Origin of the sequence: Bacillus sp. EAC (assembly GCF_002156875.1) — a bacterium.
Taxonomy (GTDB): Bacteria; Bacillota; Bacilli; order Bacillales; family Bacillaceae_G; genus Gottfriedia.
In genome coordinates this window covers 130,494-151,222 of the sequence record NZ_NCSY01000009.1, presented here as the reverse complement: position 1 = coordinate 151,222, position 20,729 = coordinate 130,494, and the positions used below count along the sequence as shown (strand labels likewise).

General features: G+C 32.8%; 25 protein-coding genes. 5 read left to right on the top strand and 20 right to left on the bottom strand.

From position 1 onward, the window contains the following. Positions 1 to 113: 113 nt before the first annotated feature. The 11 genes from B7R65_RS15610 to B7R65_RS15560 form a co-directional block, all read right to left on the bottom strand. Entirely contained in the window at positions 114 to 557 is a 444-nt protein-coding gene (locus B7R65_RS15610; RefSeq protein ID WP_088043736.1) for a BclA C-terminal domain-containing protein, read from the bottom strand. 306 nt (positions 558 to 863) lie between these two features. After that, positions 864 to 1,046: a hypothetical protein gene (locus B7R65_RS15605; protein WP_088043734.1), complete on the bottom strand. Its 183-nt coding sequence runs from the start codon at positions 1,044 to 1,046 to the stop codon at positions 864 to 866. A 175-nt stretch (positions 1,047 to 1,221) separates the two neighbouring features. Further along, on the bottom strand, positions 1,222 to 2,361 hold the full coding sequence (locus B7R65_RS15600) for a mannitol-1-phosphate 5-dehydrogenase (protein ID WP_088043732.1): 1,140 nt from the start codon (positions 2,359 to 2,361) through the stop codon (positions 1,222 to 1,224). Between the two features lie 4 nt (positions 2,362 to 2,365). After that, positions 2,366 to 2,803: a PTS mannitol transporter subunit IIA gene (locus B7R65_RS15595; protein WP_088043731.1), complete on the bottom strand. Its 438-nt coding sequence runs from the start codon at positions 2,801 to 2,803 to the stop codon at positions 2,366 to 2,368. A gap of 14 nt (positions 2,804 to 2,817) precedes the next feature. Continuing rightward, complete coding sequence (locus B7R65_RS15590; RefSeq protein ID WP_088043730.1) at positions 2,818 to 4,905, bottom strand: BglG family transcription antiterminator; 2,088 nt, start codon at positions 4,903 to 4,905, stop codon at positions 2,818 to 2,820. Between the two features lie 127 nt (positions 4,906 to 5,032). Beyond that, positions 5,033 to 6,463: a PTS mannitol transporter subunit IIBC gene (locus B7R65_RS15585; protein ID WP_088043729.1), complete on the bottom strand. Its 1,431-nt coding sequence runs from the start codon at positions 6,461 to 6,463 to the stop codon at positions 5,033 to 5,035. A gap of 282 nt (positions 6,464 to 6,745) precedes the next feature. Beyond that, on the bottom strand, positions 6,746 to 7,585 hold the full coding sequence (locus B7R65_RS15580; protein WP_088043728.1) for a Cof-type HAD-IIB family hydrolase: 840 nt from the start codon (positions 7,583 to 7,585) through the stop codon (positions 6,746 to 6,748). 206 nt (positions 7,586 to 7,791) lie between these two features. Beyond that, positions 7,792 to 8,007 (bottom strand): DUF2922 domain-containing protein, encoded by a 216-nt coding sequence (locus tag B7R65_RS15575; RefSeq protein ID WP_306298484.1) that lies wholly within the window; start codon positions 8,005 to 8,007, stop codon positions 7,792 to 7,794. A 17-nt stretch (positions 8,008 to 8,024) separates the two neighbouring features. Continuing rightward, positions 8,025 to 8,249 (bottom strand): DUF1659 domain-containing protein, encoded by a 225-nt coding sequence (locus tag B7R65_RS15570; RefSeq protein ID WP_088043727.1) that lies wholly within the window; start codon positions 8,247 to 8,249, stop codon positions 8,025 to 8,027. An 80-nt stretch (positions 8,250 to 8,329) separates the two neighbouring features. Continuing rightward, positions 8,330 to 8,662: a YolD-like family protein gene (locus B7R65_RS15565; RefSeq protein WP_088043726.1), complete on the bottom strand. Its 333-nt coding sequence runs from the start codon at positions 8,660 to 8,662 to the stop codon at positions 8,330 to 8,332. 371 nt (positions 8,663 to 9,033) lie between these two features. Beyond that, positions 9,034 to 10,296 carry a Y-family DNA polymerase gene (locus B7R65_RS15560; RefSeq protein ID WP_088043725.1) on the bottom strand — a complete coding sequence of 421 codons (1,263 nt, stop codon included), beginning with the start codon at positions 10,294 to 10,296 and terminating at the stop codon, positions 9,034 to 9,036. Between the two features lie 161 nt (positions 10,297 to 10,457). Between B7R65_RS15560 and B7R65_RS15555 the strand changes: the two genes are divergently transcribed. Beyond that, positions 10,458 to 10,652 (top strand): YqzH family protein, encoded by a 195-nt coding sequence (locus B7R65_RS15555; RefSeq protein ID WP_088043724.1) that lies wholly within the window; start codon positions 10,458 to 10,460, stop codon positions 10,650 to 10,652. A gap of 48 nt (positions 10,653 to 10,700) precedes the next feature. Here B7R65_RS15555 and B7R65_RS15550 read toward each other — a convergent pair whose 3' ends face one another. From B7R65_RS15550 to B7R65_RS15540, 3 genes are all read right to left on the bottom strand, one after another. Beyond that, the gene (locus tag B7R65_RS15550) at positions 10,701 to 11,000 is read right to left on the bottom strand and encodes a DUF2653 family protein (RefSeq protein WP_088043723.1); all 300 of its coding nucleotides are present in this window, start codon (positions 10,998 to 11,000) and stop codon (positions 10,701 to 10,703) included. 29 nt (positions 11,001 to 11,029) lie between these two features. Further along, complete coding sequence (locus tag B7R65_RS15545) at positions 11,030 to 11,455, bottom strand: hypothetical protein (RefSeq protein ID WP_088043722.1); 426 nt, start codon at positions 11,453 to 11,455, stop codon at positions 11,030 to 11,032. Between the two features lie 77 nt (positions 11,456 to 11,532). After that, positions 11,533 to 12,135: a metal-dependent hydrolase gene (locus B7R65_RS15540; protein ID WP_088043721.1), complete on the bottom strand. Its 603-nt coding sequence runs from the start codon at positions 12,133 to 12,135 to the stop codon at positions 11,533 to 11,535. Between the two features lie 208 nt (positions 12,136 to 12,343). Here B7R65_RS15540 and tatC point away from each other — a divergent pair, with 208 nt between their 5' ends. After that, complete coding sequence (gene tatC / locus B7R65_RS15535) at positions 12,344 to 13,084, top strand: twin-arginine translocase subunit TatC (protein ID WP_088043720.1); 741 nt, start codon at positions 12,344 to 12,346, stop codon at positions 13,082 to 13,084. Between the two features lie 47 nt (positions 13,085 to 13,131). Here the strand turns inward: tatC and B7R65_RS15530 are convergent, their stop codons facing one another. Both B7R65_RS15530 and B7R65_RS15525 read right to left on the bottom strand, forming a co-directional pair. Continuing rightward, a complete protein-coding gene (locus tag B7R65_RS15530; RefSeq protein WP_088043719.1) occupies positions 13,132 to 13,452 on the bottom strand; it encodes a hypothetical protein in 321 nt (106 codons plus the stop codon). A gap of 316 nt (positions 13,453 to 13,768) precedes the next feature. After that, on the bottom strand, positions 13,769 to 14,161 hold the full coding sequence (locus tag B7R65_RS15525) for an FtsB family cell division protein (RefSeq protein WP_088043718.1): 393 nt from the start codon (positions 14,159 to 14,161) through the stop codon (positions 13,769 to 13,771). 525 nt (positions 14,162 to 14,686) lie between these two features. On the opposite strand from B7R65_RS15525, the gene B7R65_RS15520 reads away from it, so the two are divergent. The 3 genes from B7R65_RS15520 to B7R65_RS15510 are packed head-to-tail and all read left to right on the top strand — an operon-like array spanning position 14,687 to position 16,166. Next, positions 14,687 to 15,031 (top strand): YojF family protein, encoded by a 345-nt coding sequence (locus tag B7R65_RS15520; protein WP_088043717.1) that lies wholly within the window; start codon positions 14,687 to 14,689, stop codon positions 15,029 to 15,031. A gap of 16 nt (positions 15,032 to 15,047) precedes the next feature. Beyond that, entirely contained in the window at positions 15,048 to 15,722 is a 675-nt protein-coding gene (bshB2, locus tag B7R65_RS15515; protein ID WP_088043716.1) for a bacillithiol biosynthesis deacetylase BshB2, read from the top strand. Positions 15,723 to 15,782: 60 nt separating this feature from the next. Next, positions 15,783 to 16,166 carry a VOC family protein gene (locus B7R65_RS15510; protein ID WP_088043715.1) on the top strand — a complete coding sequence of 128 codons (384 nt, stop codon included), beginning with the start codon at positions 15,783 to 15,785 and terminating at the stop codon, positions 16,164 to 16,166. Positions 16,167 to 16,220: 54 nt separating this feature from the next. On the opposite strand, the gene B7R65_RS15505 is transcribed toward B7R65_RS15510, so the two are convergent. From B7R65_RS15505 to B7R65_RS15490, 4 genes are all read right to left on the bottom strand, one after another. Beyond that, the gene (locus B7R65_RS15505) at positions 16,221 to 17,366 is read right to left on the bottom strand and encodes an ABC transporter permease (protein WP_088043714.1); all 1,146 of its coding nucleotides are present in this window, start codon (positions 17,364 to 17,366) and stop codon (positions 16,221 to 16,223) included. A 1-nt stretch (position 17,367) separates the two neighbouring features. Beyond that, positions 17,368 to 18,492, bottom strand: coding sequence for an ABC transporter permease (locus tag B7R65_RS15500; protein WP_088043713.1), 1,125 nt, complete (start codon positions 18,490 to 18,492; stop codon positions 17,368 to 17,370). 33 nt (positions 18,493 to 18,525) lie between these two features. Beyond that, on the bottom strand, positions 18,526 to 19,461 hold the full coding sequence (locus B7R65_RS15495; protein ID WP_088043712.1) for an ABC transporter ATP-binding protein: 936 nt from the start codon (positions 19,459 to 19,461) through the stop codon (positions 18,526 to 18,528). A gap of 158 nt (positions 19,462 to 19,619) precedes the next feature. Beyond that, entirely contained in the window at positions 19,620 to 20,729 is a 1,110-nt protein-coding gene (locus B7R65_RS15490) for a sensor histidine kinase (protein WP_088043711.1), read from the bottom strand.

The window sequence follows — 20,729 nt, the reverse complement described above, 5'->3', positions numbered from 1 at the left end:
AATAAGCTGGTAACTATAATTTCCGAAAAAAAGTGCATTACTTTTTTAAGTAAAAGCAATGCACTCTTGGGATAAAATAGAGCAAACCTATTTATTTTATAAAATAGCTTGTCCTAACTTATTTTGAAAACAGAAAGTGAAGCGCCAGCACCTGCTAATAGCGTCACAGTACCTACTATTCCAAACAATTCAAGCGAAATAGTATCTCCTTCTTCTAATGGCAAGATAATTTGATTATTGTATTCTGTTCTATTCTCTACTGGTGCAATCGTTGTAGCACTTACTCGTCTGCCGTTAATTAAAATCGCTGTGGATACTTTTGTTGGAATAGTCGTATTCACAGAATAAGCAATATAATAATTCCCTGGATGAAAAACTGTTAACCGATCTTTAGCTTCATTAATTATAATTGCTTCTCCTAAAAATTCGAATGATGGGAATGTTACTTTTGTCCCTTCATTTAAAACGGCAATTACTCCCCCGCTATTTGTTACTTGCGCAAAATCTTCTCCAGGTGGAAAAGGTTTTGGTGGTCTTAGATGTCTTCCAAAATGCATAATATCACCTTATTTTATTTTATTTTATTAGACATAAATCTCTCTTTGGAATAGCACTCCTTAAGCTTGTCTATATTTGTTAATAATCTATTAATATGATTGTTATTTGTTTTCGTTACTACTTGTCCCTAACTTTTACAAAGTTATTTTCATCATTGGCAAACCTAATTAACTTTTCTAACTACAACATGAAAACATCACAAAAAAACACAAAAAACCTTAGTCGTGATACAGAACTAAGGATGTTCATATTAGTACTTCTTTACTTGATAAAGTGGAGAAACTCTCCCGTGTGAATCAGTATTTTCACGAAGATTTTTCTAATACACGAGCAATTCGTTCCAACGCTTCTGTTTGTTTTTTCAACTCTTTATTTTTTATGTTCGATAAATTCTCGTACTTCTTATAGAAGAAATAGATAATCCCAACCGGAATAGCTATGTAAAATAACATAAAAATAATCGGTATGAAACCAGCAATTGCATTCATTTTAATGTTCTCCTTTTATTTTTTTATAGTGTATTTATTAATTACGAAATTAAAATTGCTACGAGATACCTAAACTCTCATCCGAAAATTTTGACTGTTTTATTGTATTAATTCTTCCTTAATTCGAAAAGACCTTCAAAAAAAACTGAAGGTCCTCCATTAATCTATTTTTCTATTAGTGTAATTTACTTAATATCAATTCAAACAAAGGATGGTCTTCCTTCAAACCACAAACTTCATTTAATGTTTTTTCGTAACTTAATTCTTTTATTTTTTTCTGTAATTCTAAAGCCTCGTCGTCTTGCCTAAAATCATATTTTAGTGCAGCAACAATTGCATTTGCTAGGTGGACTGGCTCCGCTTTTACATAATCATAATATTGAATAGCTGGACTTACTAAACGATCATCATGTCCTAACTTACGCAACGGTCCTCTTGCCACCCTTGGTATTTCATCGTTAATATATGGATTAGTAAAACGGCCAATAATCTTTGTGATATATTTCACATGATTGTCGTAATCAAAATCATATTTCCTAATTAATACATCCCCTGTTTCTTTTAATGTTCCTTCAACCGCTGTTAATACTTTTGGGTGTTCCATCGCATCTTTAATTGTTTCTAGTCCAGTTTGATAACCGATATACGCAGCCACTGCGTGTCCAGTGTTGACGGTAAACAATTTCCTTTCTATGTATGGTCTTAAATCATTTACATAAGTAACTCCTTCAATCTTTGGTACTTCTCCTAGCATCATTGATTGATCTATAACCCACTCATAAAAAGGTTCAACATGAACTATTAATTTATCTTCATTTATTTGATTTGGCACAATACGATCTACTGCGGCATTTGGAAATGCGAAATTTAAATCAAACTGATTTTTTTCTTCTTCTGTTATTTTTTCGTATACATTCTTTTTCAAGAATTCACTACCATCAATCATATTTTCACAGGCAATAATATTTAATCGTTTGTTTGTTTTCTCTACTCTTTTTTTCAAACCATCTGCCATTAGTCCTGATATAATTGGTAGAATAGTAGGACCGACAGCTGTTGTAATTAAATCTGCATTAACAATTGCTTCTATTACGTCATCCGGATCTTTTATGCTATTAATCGCTCTTACATTGTTAACTAGTTTTTCTTCTGATTGATCACTTACAAGAACCACACGATATGATTTTTTCTCATTTAGCAAATCTACTATTTCACTATTTACATCTACAAAGCAGACTTGATAGCCTGCTTCTGAAAGTAGGCCACCAATAAAACCTCTACCTATATTGCCTGCACCAAAATGGACTGCTAACATATTATTAATACACCTCTTCAAACATATTTAGTATTTGTTCTGGCGTTGTTGCTTCTACAAGTTTTTGAATATTTTCTTCTTCAGAGCATACAATCGCAATTTGTGAAAGTATCTCTAAGTGTTCATCGTCTTTACCAGCAATCCCAATGAGAATTTTTACGATATTCCCATTTCCAAAGTCAACACCATTTGGTACTTGAATAATCGATATACCAGAATCAATTACATTTTTCTTCGCATCCTCTGTACCATGTGGGATTGCTACAAAATTCCCCATATATGTCGTCGTCAACTTCTCACGTTCTAGCATTTTCTCAATATAATGGTCTCTTACATAATCCTTTTCTACTAAAATTTGTCCTGTTTTTCGAATCGCCTCTTCTTTATTTATAAAGCTCGCGTTTAATAATATATTTTCTTTTGATAAAATCTGTTTGTTCATGTTAGTAAAACACCTCATTTTATAAATTTCGAGTCATATAACTCTTTCATTTCAGTTGCTAATAAATTAAGTAGTTCCTCTTCATTGCCGGTTTGGAACAGTTCAATTGATTGTTCATCACGAATTATGAGTGAACTAATTCCACTTAGAATTTCTAACGCCTCATCGCTAATATTTGATGGTGAAAGCATTAAAAGTATCGTGTCTACTTCAATATCTGTATCATCCATCGCTTTTCTTTTAAATGCATTATTCAATCTTCCTATCGAAAAGCTAGGTTTAAGTATGCTTTCACTTCTAGTATGATATAAACCGAGTGAAGTACCTGGTATCCCTATTCCGCCAAGTTCTTCCCGTTTAAGTAAAGCTGATACTACATTTTCCGGATCCTTAATGACACTTTTTAACTTAAGTACATTACAGATTTCTTGTAAGGCATCAGCAATTGTCTCGCTCTGTTCAATGTTATCTATATAAAATCCTTCTAATAGTTTATAAATCACTGTCGAATAGTTTTTAACCTTTTTAAGATCGACTATAAAATTTTCATGATTAACTTTAATTTGATCTTGATTTTCGTTTATACCTTTCCCAATTAGACGTTTATTTGTCATAATTGATTTTCTAATTTTAGCAATCTCTGATTCTGACAATAATGGATTTACTAATAAGTACTCTTCATTAATATTTTTCAGTGGAATTGTCGAAATGATTGTCCCATATTCCGATAGATCTATTTTTGGCAAATCAAACAATGATATATTTACAGTTTTTAATCCAGGGATTTCTTTTTGTAATTTAGTCGAGAGTATTTTGGATGTCCCAATTCCACTCGAACAGACTACTAGAGTTTTATGCTCTTTTACTTGGTCACTACTTAAAATTGCAGAAGCAAAATGGATAACTAAAAATCCAATCTCTTCTTTCGGTACCTCTAAGTCATTAAAAACGATTTGTGCTGCTTTTGTTAATATAAAATATAGTTTCTGATAATCTTCCTCAATCTTTAAGAGAAGTGGATTTGATATTCCCATGTTTTGCTTAATTCGGTATAACGCAGGTTTTAAATGAGCAACTAAGTCTTTAAAAAGTGATACATTTTTTGTTAAATCTCGATTCAATTCATTACTTACGAAACGAATTAAATTTTGAGCATAAACTCCTACGTGAAGACTCGAATCTTCTAATATTTCTGGATGTTCATTACTAAGTTTTGCACCCATTAAATGCATTGTTATATAGCCAACTTCACCATCGCTGATCTCAATATTAAATATCTCCTCTAGCACTATTGCCAGTTTTTTTGCTAAATTGAATTCTTTTGATTTTTTCAATTCAACTAAGAGATTTTCATCAAAATTTATTTTCTCTCCTTGCTCTATTCGTTCAATTGCTAGTACCAAATGGACGACTAAGCCTATATATGCACGATCTGCAATAGCATAAGGTAATTCTTTTTTGATTCGATTGATTTGTTTTTCAATTATTAGCAGCTTATTTTCATCAATTAAACCTAGTAAGCGAGTGTTAACTGATTCAGCAGATTTTTTTTGAATATTTTCTTTTATGATCGATATAAATTCATACTCTTCGATATTAGTATTAATCAATTTACTCATTGCTTTTCGTTTGTCTGATTCAAGTCCGTTTATTTCAACCCCATAGCCTCGTTTCCTTAATAATTTAAGGTTAAAGGGATTTATTTCTTCATCTACTTTATTTAGATCATTACTTATAGTTGCCAGTGTTACATTTAAATCATTCGCTAAAGATACTAATTTAACTGGTTCTTTAGAAGCTAATAAAGTGGACAAAATAAACGTTTGTCGTTCTTCCGAAGTATATTCATAATAGTTAAGATTGAATAAAAAGGATTGAATCTTCTCCTTTAACGAAACATCACCGATCAGCTGAACACCGCTCCCAGATTTTTTATTTAGCAAAAGACCATATTCATCTATAATTTCTTCTACGCCTTTTAAATCGCGATGAACTGTACGTGGACTTACAGTTAATTCATCTGCTATTTCTTTTACAGTGATTTCTTCCTGTTTGTTTAGTAAAAGTTCCAGTATTTTTCGTTCCCTTGCCGAAATATACATTTTTTCACCTCCATTACTTTATTACTAGAATTTCTGATTCAAAGGTTTTCAAAGTTATTATATAAAGAGTCTATAAAACTTTGTTTATATGCCGACTCAGACAATTGGTTAGTCTGTTCTTTAATCATTATTTCAAGTTCTCGATTAACTCATCATATTTAGGACTACTCAGGAAATTCTCAACTGAAATATGATGTGCAGTCGGAAGTTTATCAATTGCTCTTGAAGTTAAATCTTTATGTGAAACGACTATATCAGCATCGTGTGGGATGTTATTTATAGTAGTATTGGAAATATCGATATTCAAGCCTGATTTCTTCGCTTTATTTTTAAGAATAGAAGCTCCCATTGCGCTAGAACCCATTCCTGCATCACATGCAAAGATAATTTTCTTTACATTTTCAGGTTCAAAATCCTTTTTTTCTCTAGACTGAACTGTAGCCCCAAAAGTTTCAACTACAGCGCTTTTCTTTCCTTTTAATTGTTGCATTTTTTCTGTTGCTTCAGAAATATCTTCTTCTGTACCTGACTTACTTGATTTTAAAATAAGTGATGCTACTACAAATGAAACGACTGTTGCAACTAAAACACCTAATAACACGCCAAAATGGTTTCCATCTTTTGGTGTCATTGCAATTAATGCAAAGATGCTTCCTGGTGAAGGGGGAGCGACTAATCCGACCTTTAATAAAGAGAATGTAAATACGCCACTAACACCACCTGCAATTGCTGCTAAAATTAATATTGGCTTCATCAAAATATAAGGGAAGTAAATTTCATGAATTCCTCCAAAGAAGTGGATAATTGCAGCTCCGGGTGATGTTTGTTTTGCTGTTCCTTTTCCAAATATCATAAATGCTAACAGAATTCCTAAACCGGGTCCTGGATTTGTTTCTAATAAGAAAAGAATTGATTTCCCAGATTCGGATGCTTGTTCAGTCCCCAGCGGACTTAAGATTCCATGATTTATTGCATTATTTAAGAAAAGGACTTTTGCAGGTTCAATAAAAATATTTGCTAATGGAAGTAGTTTCGCATCAATAATTGCTTGAACTCCAGATGCTAATACATGATTTAATCCAACTACTGTCGGACCTATTGCCCAAAATGCCAATAATGTTAAAATTCCTGCTAATATACCTGCTGAGAAGTTGTTAACTAACATTTCAAATCCTTGTTTTACTTTTGGTTGTATGTACTGGTCAACTTTTTTAATTAAATATCCACCTAAAGGACCCATAATCATTGCTCCAAGGAACATCGGTATATCTGAACCGACTATAACCCCCATCGTTGCGGCTGCTCCGACTACTCCGCCTCGACCTTCGTAAATCATTTTCCCACCCGTATAACCAATTAATAATGGTAATAAATAAGTGATCATTGGACCAACTAGTTCAGCCAAATGTTTATTTGGAAGCCATCCTGTTGGAATGAATAATGCTGTGATAATACCCCATGCAATAAATGCTCCAATATTTGGCATAATCATGCCGCTTAAATAACTACCAAATCTTTGTATTTTTACTCGGTAGTCCTTAGAATTAGTATTTGACATCCTATTCTCCCTTTCATCTCTACAGTATTTTTTCTTCGTTTTCTAATCTAATCATATGCTTGTATTAAAGCGGTTTCAATTTAAAGAAAAATGCATTTTGTCAATTCCATTGTTGTCATAATTAATAATTAGAAACTAAAAAAACGAATCGAATATAGATTCGTTTCACTACACTTTTGCTCTTCATCACATTGATTTGGCAAGAATAATTTGTCATTCACATCTTCAATTTTCAATTCAAAAAAGCCCTATCCTTTATTGGATAAGGCCACTATACTTTATTTAATTTTGCTTCATTTTTTGTTTTTGATCTAAAAAATGATAAATCGCATGCGCTACTCCAGCTTCGTCATTTGTTTTTGTAACAAATGCACATTGACGTTGTAGCTCTTCTTTTGCATTCCCCATTGCTACTGAAAAACCTACGCGATTAAACATCGAAACGTCATTAAAACTATCTCCAATAGCCATGCTCTCTTTTAAATCTACGCCTAGAATTGGGGCAAGCTTTAATAATGCCGCTCCCTTACTTACGTTTGCTGCATTAATCTCGACATTGTTTGAATGAGACGAAGTAACAAGTAAGCTTTCTTCTTGCATTAAATTAAGACGAACTCGATTGATGACTTCTTCATTCTTTGAAAGAAATAAAATTTTGTATACATCCATATTATTAAAATCTTCTATTGATGTATAATTACGAACTTTTCTCAATGTAGCTGTTACTTTTTGTGGCTTTCCTGTTTGTTTGTCAGTGAAAAATTCTTCATATAACGTGTCACGACATTTAGTAAATGAACCTTCACTTGTACTTATAATAAACGTTTTATTTTCCGCTTCACAAATTGCTAACGCCTTTGCAAAAACATCTTTACTCATTGAATCGTTGTGTAAAACATTCGCTTCTTTATCATAAATTTGCGACCCATTTAAACATACAATTGGGCAAGATAACCCCGCTTCATCTAGAGTTTCTTTTGCACTTTCATACATTCTGCCTGTAGAAATGACAACATGGATTCCTTCTTTTTGTGCAGCTCGAATGCTCTCAATATTTTCTTGAGGTATACTATTTTTACCATTTACAAGCGTGCCATCCATATCAATTGCAATTAATGCCATGTCGTTCTCTCCTTTACTACTATTCTATTATCTATTCTATTACTATCTTAATCCCAAGTATTCATTCATTGCTAGTAAAACCTATTTCTGTTCCATTTAATCATTCTATTATAACGCAAAAAAAGACCTCCTGCATTGGAGGTCTTAGTAATCTTTTAATTTCTTTTAATTTTGCCACTTCCACATTCAGCTAAGCTAATCTTCTATCATAATTTAATATCAATTATTTCTTTTCCCACTAGTCGCGCGCTTTGTTTTGCTACGACAATACCACCCGTAGAAGTAAACACATTATTTGCTACAATTTTATCCATCACCTGATTAATTAGTGTTGGATTAACCGGAATAGTTGGATTGTCTACCGTTAATGTTACAACTTTTTCATCTTCATTTAAAAATTTCAATTCTAAAGTTTGAATCATGTCATTTCGCTCCTTTTCTACAGAGTGTTTAAAAGCAATCCGTTACTTAATACTTCTAGTTCCACTAACGGTAAGTCTTGAAGTGATGCTAAGGCACTTCCAACATCGACCAGCTTCTCTAAATCAACGCCTACCCGTATGTTTTTGTATACCTTTTTCTTGATGATGATTTTTCCTTGTGCATCTTTTCCTGCATGTAACTTTACATACAATGTAAGTTGTTGAGTAGCAATTTGCGCCATTTTCAACTCCCCCTTTCGATGTATAGATACAAATCTGAGGGTGAGTATTCGTTAATGGACTCATTATTTTTTAATGCTTCCTATGATCCAATTTTCACGTCCACAATATCACTTAATATTAACTCCATGTATCCCGCTTGTTCTTCATGTATTGATAGTCTATTTTGATGTAAATTAATTTTCCCTACTTTTCCTTTTACACTATGATGATGATGATCTTTATAAAACGTAATTTGTACACTTTCATCCTCATATATAGCCTGTTGAAGATGGCGATTCATTTCTTCCAATAACTGTTCATCAACATCTCGCTGTTGTTCATAGTTTTGAGATACTTTCCAGTCACGAAGCATTTTTACATGCTCAGGCATCATCATTGACGTCCATTTAATCGTACCACGGTCACGAATCATCGCATTCTTCTCCTTTTTTCTGCACATCTCTTTTGGTTGTTATTATTGTTCTTTTTCTTATGCTTATGAGCCCACAGGATGTGGGTCATGCATGCATTACGACAGGACGTCGTGGTTTTAGCATGCCATCTTCTGTGAGCGAGACGCTTCCACATTTCGCACTGTCTAGTTCCAGCGCCTTGCCCCTCGAGGTCATAAGCTAAAGTCCATTAAAGGTTAAAAACCAACCTTTATTGTTCTTTTTCTTATGCTTGTCGGGGTTAGCGAGACGCTTCCACATTTCGCACTGTCTAGTTCCAGCGCCTTGCCCCTCGAGGTCATAAGCTAAAGTCCATTAAAGGTTAAAAACCAACCTTTTTCTACATTTCGAATTACCCTTTATGTCCGCCTACTAGCTTACTCCGAGCAAGGGCTGTTCCACCTTCCGTATAGGAAACTGCCCATAGAAGTGAATTCGATCCATATTTTTTTCGCACTGCATCCATGATATAGCCTAACTTTCTTTTTTGAGGCTTCTTCTGATCAAATAAATTTAATTGCATCAGTTCATCACTTACGATGTTGGAAAGGGTAATAAAGATTTGCCGAACTGTTTTACCCTCGTAATATTGATCAAAAAGCTTGTTACATACTTCATACAAATCTGATGTGATATTCGTCGGCTCATCCATCGTGAAAGCATGAGAGAATCCTCCGCCAAACTCTTCACGGCTATAGCCGATTCCTAATGTAATCGTTCTTCCCGCTTTTTTGGCATTTCGAGTGCGACGTGCAACCTCTTCACACATTTCACGAATAACAAATTTAACTTCTTCTACTTTCGTATAATCTCTCATTAATATCTGGCTTTTCCCAAAGCTAATTTGTCCGCTCATAATCGGTGCACCTAATTCAGAGAGATCAACTCCCCATGCATGATGATACAGTTGATTCCCCATCACACCGAATTTCTTTTCAAGCAAATGGAGAGGATAGTTCGCTAGTTGGCCTACCGTAAAAATTCCCATTGAATTTAGAGAACGTTCAGTTCTCTTACCGATTCCCCACATTTCACTTAGAGGGCTGACTTTCCAAAGCTTTTCTTTTACGTCGTCGTATGTCCACTCCGCTATCCCATCTTTTTTCCCTTCTAGGTCTAGACATAGCTTTGACAAAAGCATATTAGGACCTATACCAATCGAGCATGGTAAATTAAAACGAGCTGTAATTTCTGCTTGAATTTTTTCAGCAATTTCCCATGCATCTCCCCATAATTTCTTTACGCCATCAACTTTTAAAAAACATTCATCGACACTATATACATGCAAATCCTCTAAAGGTACATATTCATTTAGTAACTTTACGATATTAGTTGAAACCTCCAAATACTTTGACATTGTAGGATTCACAATTTTAATACGAGGATCCTTTGGAATTTCAAAAACCCGCGAACCTGTTTTTATTCCAAACTCCTTTTTTAATCGTGGAGAAGCTGCAAGTACAATGCTTCCCTCCCTCTCTACGTCACCAACAACTGCTAAATAACATGCTAAAGGATCCAATTCGAGCATAACGGCAGAACAACTTGCATAAAAGCTCTTCATATCGATGCATAATATACGATGATGTGGTAACTCTTCATAACAAATGCTCATGCATACCACTCCAATTCTTCCAAATAATAGCAGAACTCATGTTCTTATTTTTATTATAAACATATATTAAACGAATATACGTTCTATTTCAATAAATTTTTCTCTAGGAACCATTTAAAATTTTGGATATACTTAAAGTAACTTAAGGGAGGAAATACATAGTGGATGGACAGTTTGTGAAACAGATGATCAAAAAGGCATTAACACAATATGGGGGCGAACACGAACAATGGATTACAGTTGAGATGTTAAATGAACTGTACAATCAAATCATAACCGAACAAGAAAAAAACGAACGTTCGCTACATGAATTAGTACAAGATATTGTTTACGAATATGTAACGAATTATGCTTAAACTAAAATAAAAAACCCGAGAACGAACATTACTGTTCACTCTCGGGTTTTAAGAATATGTAATTGTTACTTCACTTGTAATGCCATCGTCTTCATCAAATCCAATTACTATGTCCATTGCATGGGAGGAAAAACGATGAATCTCATCTAAATAAAAACCGATGGCATCCGATATTTGTTGTTCTCCATAATGAGAGTCTAGATGATTCGCTTTTACGAGACAGTTTACTCCTTCACCTTCATTAAATTGAAACTCAATTTGTACATCCTCAGGGCGTATTCTTTCCAAATCAGCTACAAATACACAAATTGCATTTGCAACATCTTGCTCATCAAAATAAATTCTCATCAGCTACCCCCAATGGATAATAACCAATCCTACCTACCACTTCTACGAAAAATTTTCTTGATAAACCAAATAATAACGATAATTAAAAGTATATCGATTAATAGACTAAAAAATGAAAAGCCAAATTGTTGCCCGCCAAAGTAACCACCAAACGGATGTAGCATTGACCCAAATAAAGAACCAATACCAAATGCCCCTGCATAACCTAGAAAATTCCTGCTGGTATTTCTGGAAGAACGGTAACTTGATCTAGGTGCAGAAGGACGATAACTTCGATTGGAGCGATAAGATCTTCTTAGTGCAAATTTCATCGATGATTGCTTACTACTTAAGACCGCTTTTGAAGGACTTTTCAGAACCTGTTGACTTGAGTAACTATTTGCAGAAACCGGAATTGAAAATGAAAAAGCGAGTACCATAATGCAAGCAGCGAACAAGACATTTATTTTTTTCAAATCTGACCCTTCTTTCTTTATTAAACATCCTTCATAGTATGGATGAATTCACAAAAATCATGTGACAAAAAAAGGGTCTATAACCATTTGATACGCTGTTTAGTAAACAATTGATCCGCTAAAAGATGCGAAAAATAACCAACTGTTCCTGCCAACCATAAACCATTAATTAATAAATCCTTTTGAATTAAAAAGCAAATCCCACTCCATATTGCTAAAAAGTAAAGAGAATGTGTCGGTCCGCGATGTTTTAATCTTGAAGAAATGGCAATAAATAAACCTACAGCAATGATTGACCATTTATCATGAAAAGCAAACCAACCAATAAACGAAATCAATAAACCGGTCAACATAAGTATCGTTTTCATATGCCTTAACCAACTCACGCATATAATAAATAAAACGAATAACCCTACACCATAAATCCAGGAACCAGCAAAAATAAACTTGCCCGTTTTTATCAAGACAAATAATGAAACGGCTAAAAATAATAAACTAAACAGAATTTGTAATGGGGTCGAAATCTTTTTAGTTAATGAACCGTTATGATGATCTAAATCCGGAGCGAGACTACTAATTGCACCAACAATCAGTGGAACGGTCATTGAATCATTGTGTGTTGCGTACATAGTGACACCTGTTGCGAATAATCCTACAATTACATGACTTTTTCCATCCAAAACACTTACCTACCTTATCTTAAATACTCGTACTTATTATTATAGTCGGACAAAGATAGAAAGCCTATTAATATGTTAGAAAAAGATAGACATGAAAGAATTCTGAAAGTCCCTTATATTCATTGACGATTGTTCTTTTTTCTGACAAAATGAAGGAAACTCTATATATTATAATAAAATACTTTCATAGTTTGCGTTGGGGGAAAATATGCAAGAAAAAGAAATGAGTGTCATTGATCATTTAGATGAGCTTCGAAATCGAATAATAAAAGTAATTGCTGCATTCGTCATATTTTTAGGAATAGGTTTATATTTTACAAAAGATATTTTTCATTTTCTTGTACAAGGTTTAGATCAAAAACTTTTAGCACTTGGGCCAAGTGATGTTCTTTGGATTTATTTTATGATTGGTGGAGTGTTTGCAATTGCCTGCAGTATTCCTGTAATTGCCTACCAATTGTGGGCGTTTGTAAGACCAGCCTTACATATAAAAGAACGTAAAACGACTATGCTCTATATCCCTGCTTTATTTATTTTATTTATTTGCGGTTTGGCTTTTGGTTATTATTTTATTTTTCCAAACGTATTAAAATTTTTAAAGGATATTGGAGAAGAATTAGTCACAGTTACATTTACTGCTGAACGCTATTTTAGCTTTTTATTTAACTTAGTAGTTCCGTTCGCGTTTTTCTTTGATTTACCTGTTATCATCTTATTTTTAACAAGTATTGGAATTGTAACACCAGCGTTTTTACGAAAATTTCGCCGGTTTGCTTATTTTGTATTAATTATTATCGGAACTGCAATCTCACCACCTGATTTTGTGTCTGATATGATGACAAGTTTACCATTATTAGTTATATACGAATGTAGTATTCTTGTATCATCAATTGCATATAGAAGAAGAATAAAACGCCTACAACAAGACACTGAAAATGACGAATCATAAAAAAAATGGACAGCACATGAAGTGCTTGTCCATTTTTTTATTACAAACTAAATTAAAATATGTGATGAATATAAAGTGACTACTAAACCTGAGAAACTATAAATTAAAGATGCCTTAATCGCAGTACTTCTTTGAAAATCTTTATGTAACTCATTTAATTCTAATCCAGCCGCACGTAACCATTGATATTGCTGGAAAGGCGTGTAAGTTTGTTTTTTTGCGCTTTTCCAATAAAGGATAATTGTTGTTGCGAATCCAATAATTATTGCAGTATTACTAGCCGATGAATCCGAAAGAACACTAACAAGGAACGTCAATATAAGTTGTACAATTAAAATAGCAAATACATAAATGATCTTCTTCAACATGTTAATCCTCCTCATATTAGCTTAAATAAATTATATCAAAGATATATTTTTCAGAATAGTAAAAATTTTGTAGAAATCATAGGATATTAGTATCAAATATCGGCAAAAAGACTACAATATAGAAAAAATTTCCAATTAAATGATAAAAACATATTCCTTTATCAAGAATCTTTTTAAAATTGCACCCTATTCGATTCTATTATAAAATTTAAGTCCATACGTTCTATTTTATAGTTGCAACAACAGAACGATTGTTCTATAATAAAGATATAGAAAAAGATTCCCACAATAATGAGAATCTTTTCTGAACATCTATTTAGTTTTTCGATTGAAGATCTTCCTTAGATTTCGGTACGATGATAATTGTTTCCCCTTTTTTAGAGAACATATATTCATCCCGAGCATAGTTTGCTATAAAGTCTGGATCATTTAGCAATTTAATTTGTCTAGTAAGCCCACTCTCAGCTTTCGTTAACTTTGTTTGTTGTTTCTGTAAATTATGCAATTCACTTTGCTTTGCCGAAACAATTTGATTCTGACTAAACAAATAAACGCCAGCTACAACAAATAAAGATACATATAAGACTGCCAAAATTAGCCTATGATATCGAATCGATTTTCTTTTTTGAGACTGCGGAAATTGATTACGAGAAGGCTTGTTTACTACTTCTCTATGTGGACTATATAAATTTCGTGCTTCTGCCTTCACGTATAACTACCTCACTTTCAAAAATATTATTCCACTCTAGTGTATCAATTTATCATCTATTAGAAAAGAGAAAAAAGGTAAAATAAGTAAAAAAATGACTATTTATCACTAATATGACATTATTTTGTCGAGTTTTATACATTCATTTTATCGGCTAAACGAAATAAATTATAAAGTTTTTTGTTATTTTTTGAATATTTTAAAAATTTTCAATAAATCTATTGACGAACATTTTTATATCATGTATATTAAGTATAAATTAACTGAAAATTTAAACAGTTAAATTTTAGTAATCATGTTATACACATCCCCCCAATCCCTATCACCCAATTAGATAGGGATCTTTTTATGTTTAAAAAACTTAACACTTATCTAGACGCCACAGAAAACTAGAGCATCCTGGAGTGGAAATCCTCAAATCTCCATGTTTAATAGCAACAAAGTTTAACAACCAAAATCTAAAACCATCAAATTACCATTTTAGGGAAAGTTGGATTATAATACTCTTTATAGGAGGTAGATTAAATGCAAACATTACAAATCAGTGCTGTAGAAGAAGCACTTCAAAATTTCATAAATCAAACTGTATACTTACATTTAGAAACAACAAATGGTGCATATGCTAATCATTTTAATGATAAAGTGATGACGGTAAATGCATTTATTCGAAATACTAAAGTTAATATAAGTCGAGCGACAATTACTGGAAAAAATCCTTACAGAATTGGCCTAAAGCTCGAAGAAGGCTGGGTAGTAGCAGAAGGTTTAACAGATTTTCAAGTCGATGACCACAACCGTCTCCTATTAGCAGGACATAATGAAGAAGGCAAACTTGCAATCGCAATTCAATTAAGCCACACGCCATTTTAAGAGAGGAGCACGAAAAATGAAACAAGAAAAAGTATTGCTAGTGTTCCCTCACCCAGATGATGAAGCATTTGGAGCTGCTGGAACAGTATCACAGTTTACGAACAAAGGAATTCCTGTTACATACGCATGTTTAACACTTGGAGAAATGGGACGGAATATGGGAAATCCATTTTTTGCTACAAGAGAGTCCCTTCCAACTATTAGAAAAAATGAATTAATAGATGCTTGTAGAGAAATGGGTATTCAAGATTTAAGAATGCTAGGATTTCATGATAAAACGATAGAATTTGAAGATCCAGAAGTAGTGATTGGAGCGATAAAAGAAGTAATCGATGAGGTTCAACCTACACTTGTAATTACTTTTTATCCCGAACATGGCGTACATCCTGATCATGATGCTACTGCTAGAGCTGCGATTGAAACTGTTCGTCGAATGGATTCGAATGAGCGTCCAATCGTATGGTGCATTGCGATTACAAAGGAACGTTTTGAAGTATTAGGAAAACCTGATATTGTAAATGACATTATGAATGTAGCAAGTCAAAAACTACGTACGTTGAAGGCACATCGATCTCAAACTGAGTCAATGCTAAAAGATGTAATCAAGATTGAAAAATTCGAAGATATTCCTGATGATCGATTAAAATCATTTTTTGCGAAAGAATCATTTTACACATATCAATTTGAATAAAAGGATAAACAATGAATTTGTAGAAATATTGAGGGATTATACTTTTCTGGAGGAATAGATATGTTAAAAATGAGATATTTAATTTTATACGTTACGAACCTAGAAACGTCTCTTACATTTTATACGAAAACATTTGGTCTTAACATTCGCGGAAATCATGGTACATATGTAGAATTAGACACAGGACAGACGATTTTGGCTATGATTCAGCGTGACAATGTACAGGAGCTAACAGGATTAACTTATAAAAGTTCCCAGGAATCTTCACAAACATTTGAAATTGGCTTCGTAACAGACGACGTATTCACTATGATCGAAGACTTACGCTCGAAAGGCGTCAAAATTATTAAAGAACCAATTACTAAACCATGGGGCCAAACAGTTGCATATGTAGCTGATCCAGATGGTCATTATATTGAAATATGTAGCTCAATGGACGAATAAGTTTCATATCAAAAAGCCATCTCTAACGCTAGAGATGGCTTTTTAATATGAACTTTACACAAAATTTCTAGTATGACTATTTCTGCTAAATTTATAAACTGCTATTAAGAAAAACGCGATAGCGAAGGCTAAAAGAATTAAAATGTTTAAATATAAACTTCCTAAACTGCTACCCTGCTGTAATTTTGTTAAAGTTTCTAATGTCCACCTTTGTGGAAGAAAATCTGCAATTTTTTGAATTGACGTTGGCATAATTTCAATTGGCCAAAAGCAACCAGAAATCATAACGGTTGGTACGATAATTAAATTTTGTAAAGCACCTGACGATTTCGTGCTATTAGAGAATGCAACAATTACTAATGAAATTCCTACCGCAATCAATGCAAATAATAACATCACAACAGCCGCTTCCCAAAATGGGATGTGAATATCGATATGGAATACAAATGTCATAAAGACCAGTGTTAGAATTACTTGAATAAACATGACAATCATATTAACCACAATATTTGAGAAGATGTACTTTCTGGCATTAATCGGTGTAGAAAGTAGACGGAAGTAAATTCGATTTTCTTTTTCTTTTAAGATGATTTCCGATAAATTCCCTGCAGACATTAACATAATCATAATTAAAAAGCCCAAACTATAAGTAGTCATATTTTCAGATTTAGATGTATCTGACAATGTCTTAGAAGTTACCTTAAAATTAGCATGTTGGTAATTTGAAACCATTTGATCAAACTTAGTTTGGTCCGTTTTTGCTACTCTGCTAATAGCAGCAATATTATCAATATAATTATATAAGTAAGACTTAACGAAACTAGTAATTTGAGCGCCTTTTATCGAAGAAATTTGAATATGGTCAGGCTTTCCTTGTCGGACACTTTCAGTGAATCCATCCTGAAATGAAATAACACAATCAAGTGATCCAGATGCAACTTTATCTTTTACTTCCTTATTGCTTATTTTTTGAATATGAACATTATCTAAACCTTCTAAAAATCTAATCGTATCATTGGCAATCGTATGATTATCATCATTAACAATACCAACTTGGATAACTGTTTTATCCGCTCCTCCGTAAGCTAAGAAAGAGATGAAAATACCTATTAAAGGAACAAAAATATACATAATGATATTTTTCTTATTTTTCAAAGTAACTCTTAATGTATTGGTAATCAACCAAATGATTGTTTGCATCTTACAATCCCTCCCTTCTTCGTAGAGAAATAGTTGCCATTAATAAGAATAATAAAGATAATCCAATATTAAAAGTGAACGCAGGAACTGCAGCAGACAGATCATCGGCATAGATGATTTTACTAATTGCAGTATTCGCCCATGTAAGAGGTGAAAGTTTAGTGATAAATTCAAGAATCCCACTAGTATCTCCTAGTTTAAAATAAGCACCACCAAAAAATGAAGATAACTGTACAACAATCAAGATAATCACCCTAGAAGAAGCACTTGTTTTCGTTAAATAGCTAATCGCCAATCCAAAACTAATCGCAAACAATACTTCCGTCAATATAACAAGTAAAACTAACCAAAGGTGGCTACCCCAATCTGCATCGAAAAAGAACTTACTAAAAAATACGATTACTGTCGCACAAAGAAAATTAACAACAATACTTCCTACTATTTTCCCAATGAAAATCTCACTTTTACGAATAGGAGAAACAATTAAACGGTCAGCTGTTTTTCGAACTCGTTCCCCACTAATTAAATTACTGGCAGACATAGCTCCATAAAGTGCAATCATAGTTGTCATCGCAATTGCATAATAATCCATTGATCCAGGCTGCTTATTAGAACTAATTGATGTATCCTTAATATAATTTTCATGTGAATGATTGCTAAAAACTTCCTTTACTTTACTAGGATCAATTTTGACAACTTCTGCTGCAACATTATATTTATCAACAAAGGTAGTTAACATCCCTTGAATAATGCTACCTTCAACACTATTTCCTTCATTAATAAATAATTTGATTCCATTATTTTGGATGACTACATACCCATCATAACGATTTCGTTTTACTTCATTTTCACCATTTACATCATTTGTTGCTTTTTTAAAATGAACCCCAGAATGGTTTGCTGCTTTAATAAATTCATTAAAATAATTCGAAAACTCTCCTTCTGTTGACGAATCTTTATATAAAACATCTACGTTTTTAATTGGAATCGATGTCGTAAATGCATTTGAAAGTGCCGTACCAAGAACTAACATTAATACAATTGGAAATGCTAACATAAAGACTAATGTTCTAATATCCCGGAAATCACGTTTAATTTCCATGAAAGCAATGTTAAATATGTTCAAGAGAAATGCCTCCTTTTTAAATTTCCAATGAAATTAATCACGTAAATTCCGACCCGTTAGTGTCAGAAAAACTGTTTCTAAATTAGGTGCATTCTCATGTAATGAACTAATTTCAATCTCACTATTAATAAAATGCTGAACGATTTTATTTAAATTATTAACACCATTATCTGACGTAATTGTAATAAGATTATCTGAAATGTGAACAGCTTCTACACCAATAATCGATTTAATCTGTGTTACATCAATATTTTCAGTTGATTTAACTTCAATTTTAATATCTTTCGTATTTGTAATAATAGATGTAAGCTGCTCCTTCGTCCCTTCAGCAATGATTTTGCCATGGTCGATAATTGAAATACGGGAACAGATTTCTTCTACTTCTTCCATGTAATGACTTGTGTAAATAATCGTACAACCCATTTCATTAAGCTTGCGAACACTATTAAGAATATAATTACGTGAATGTGGATCAATTCCTACTGTTGGCTCATCCATAATAATTAACTTAGGTCGGTGTGCAATCGCACAAGCAATGTTTAGACGTCTCTTCATTCCACCAGAGAAATTTTTAGGATACTCCTTAAGCTTATCTTCGAGCCCTACAAATTGTAGCGCTTCTTCGACTCTTTCATTTAATTCCGAACCCCTTAGTCCATATAAGCCAGCAAAAAATCTAACATTCTCGTATGCTGTTAAATCTTCATAAATTGCCAAATCCTGTGGAACCATTCCAATATTCATTTTGGCAAACTTACTATTTTTCTTTGTATTTTTTCCAAGGATTTCAACTGTTCCTTGATTACTACGTAAAAGTCCGGAAATAATATTAATCGTCGTACTTTTCCCTGCACCATTCGCACCAAGAAAACCAAAAATTTCGCCTTCCTCAATTGATAAAGACATATTATCAACTGCAATAAAATCGCCAAATTTTTTTGTTAAGTTCTTTATCTCTAAAACTTTCATACTCTCACCTCTCCATTGACTTCATGATGCTATTATAAGCAAAAGGGTGAACTAATATCAGTGTATTAGTTCACCCTTTTCACATGAAGAAACTCATATTTTTTTATGAAATAATCATTGTCACCTACAAAATATTTACAAATAACTATGACTGACACTTACTGGATTTGGATTGGAAGTAAGGTTGTCACTGAAAAACCAATATTCCCATCAACAATTATTTTCCCGTTAATAGATGCTGTTCTCTCTTCCATACCGATAATGCCTAAACCTTTTTTGATTTTCAATTTACCTTTACCATTATCTTTCACCTGTGCCTTAATCATTTGATTCATCACGTGAATTTCGATCGAAATTTCAGTTGCATCAGCATATTTCATCGAATTTGTTAATGCCTCGATTACATTTTCATGTATGATTTTCCATTGAATTGGTGTAACAAGATCCAAATTTCCTTTGTAAACAAACGAGGTTTTCAATTCATTCTTAGCAGAAAATTCATCAATGAATAATTTCATATGGTGAATCCCCATTTGTTCAGTTGGAGGTTTCATATTTTTCAAGGTGAGTCGTATGTTTTCAATTCCATCCTTCGAAATATTAATTGCATTTTGAAGTAATTCCAATGCTTTATCTTGATCATTACTCATTAGGTGCTTAGCCGCTTCCATCTGAAATAAAGCACCTGTCATAGAATGCCCGATCTTATCATGAATTTCTTGTGATATCCGATTTCGCTCTTCTAACTTAAAGGTATATTCCGACTGTTCAATGAACTCATTATGATCATTTAATTTTTTCGTAAGTTTTTGAATAGTGTTTCTCATTTTGTCAATCTGATCTTCCTTAAACCGAAACCTCGTATTAAATGATGTAACAATCGAAAAAATTATAAAACTAACTACGGTGACTAGACCATAAATTGCTTGATACGAATCTTGTATATAGAAAATTGGCAATATAGCAAGAATTAACCATACCCACTTTTTCGAAGTAAAGTAGACGGCAATTTCGAGAATAGAAATTGGTAGCAATAATAGTAATAATGGCTGAACCAAGAAATTTGAACAAAGAATTAGCACAATCGATAAAAAGATAATAAATTTAATTAGCGATACTTTCTTTAAAATGTAAATGCTAATATTCAAACAGAAGTAAAGTAGTAACGTAAATAATACCCAAGAAAAATTAGAAATATCATTACGAATACAAATAAATGCGATATACATGATAATAGAAAACTTATTTAAAATAATCCAACGCTCCAT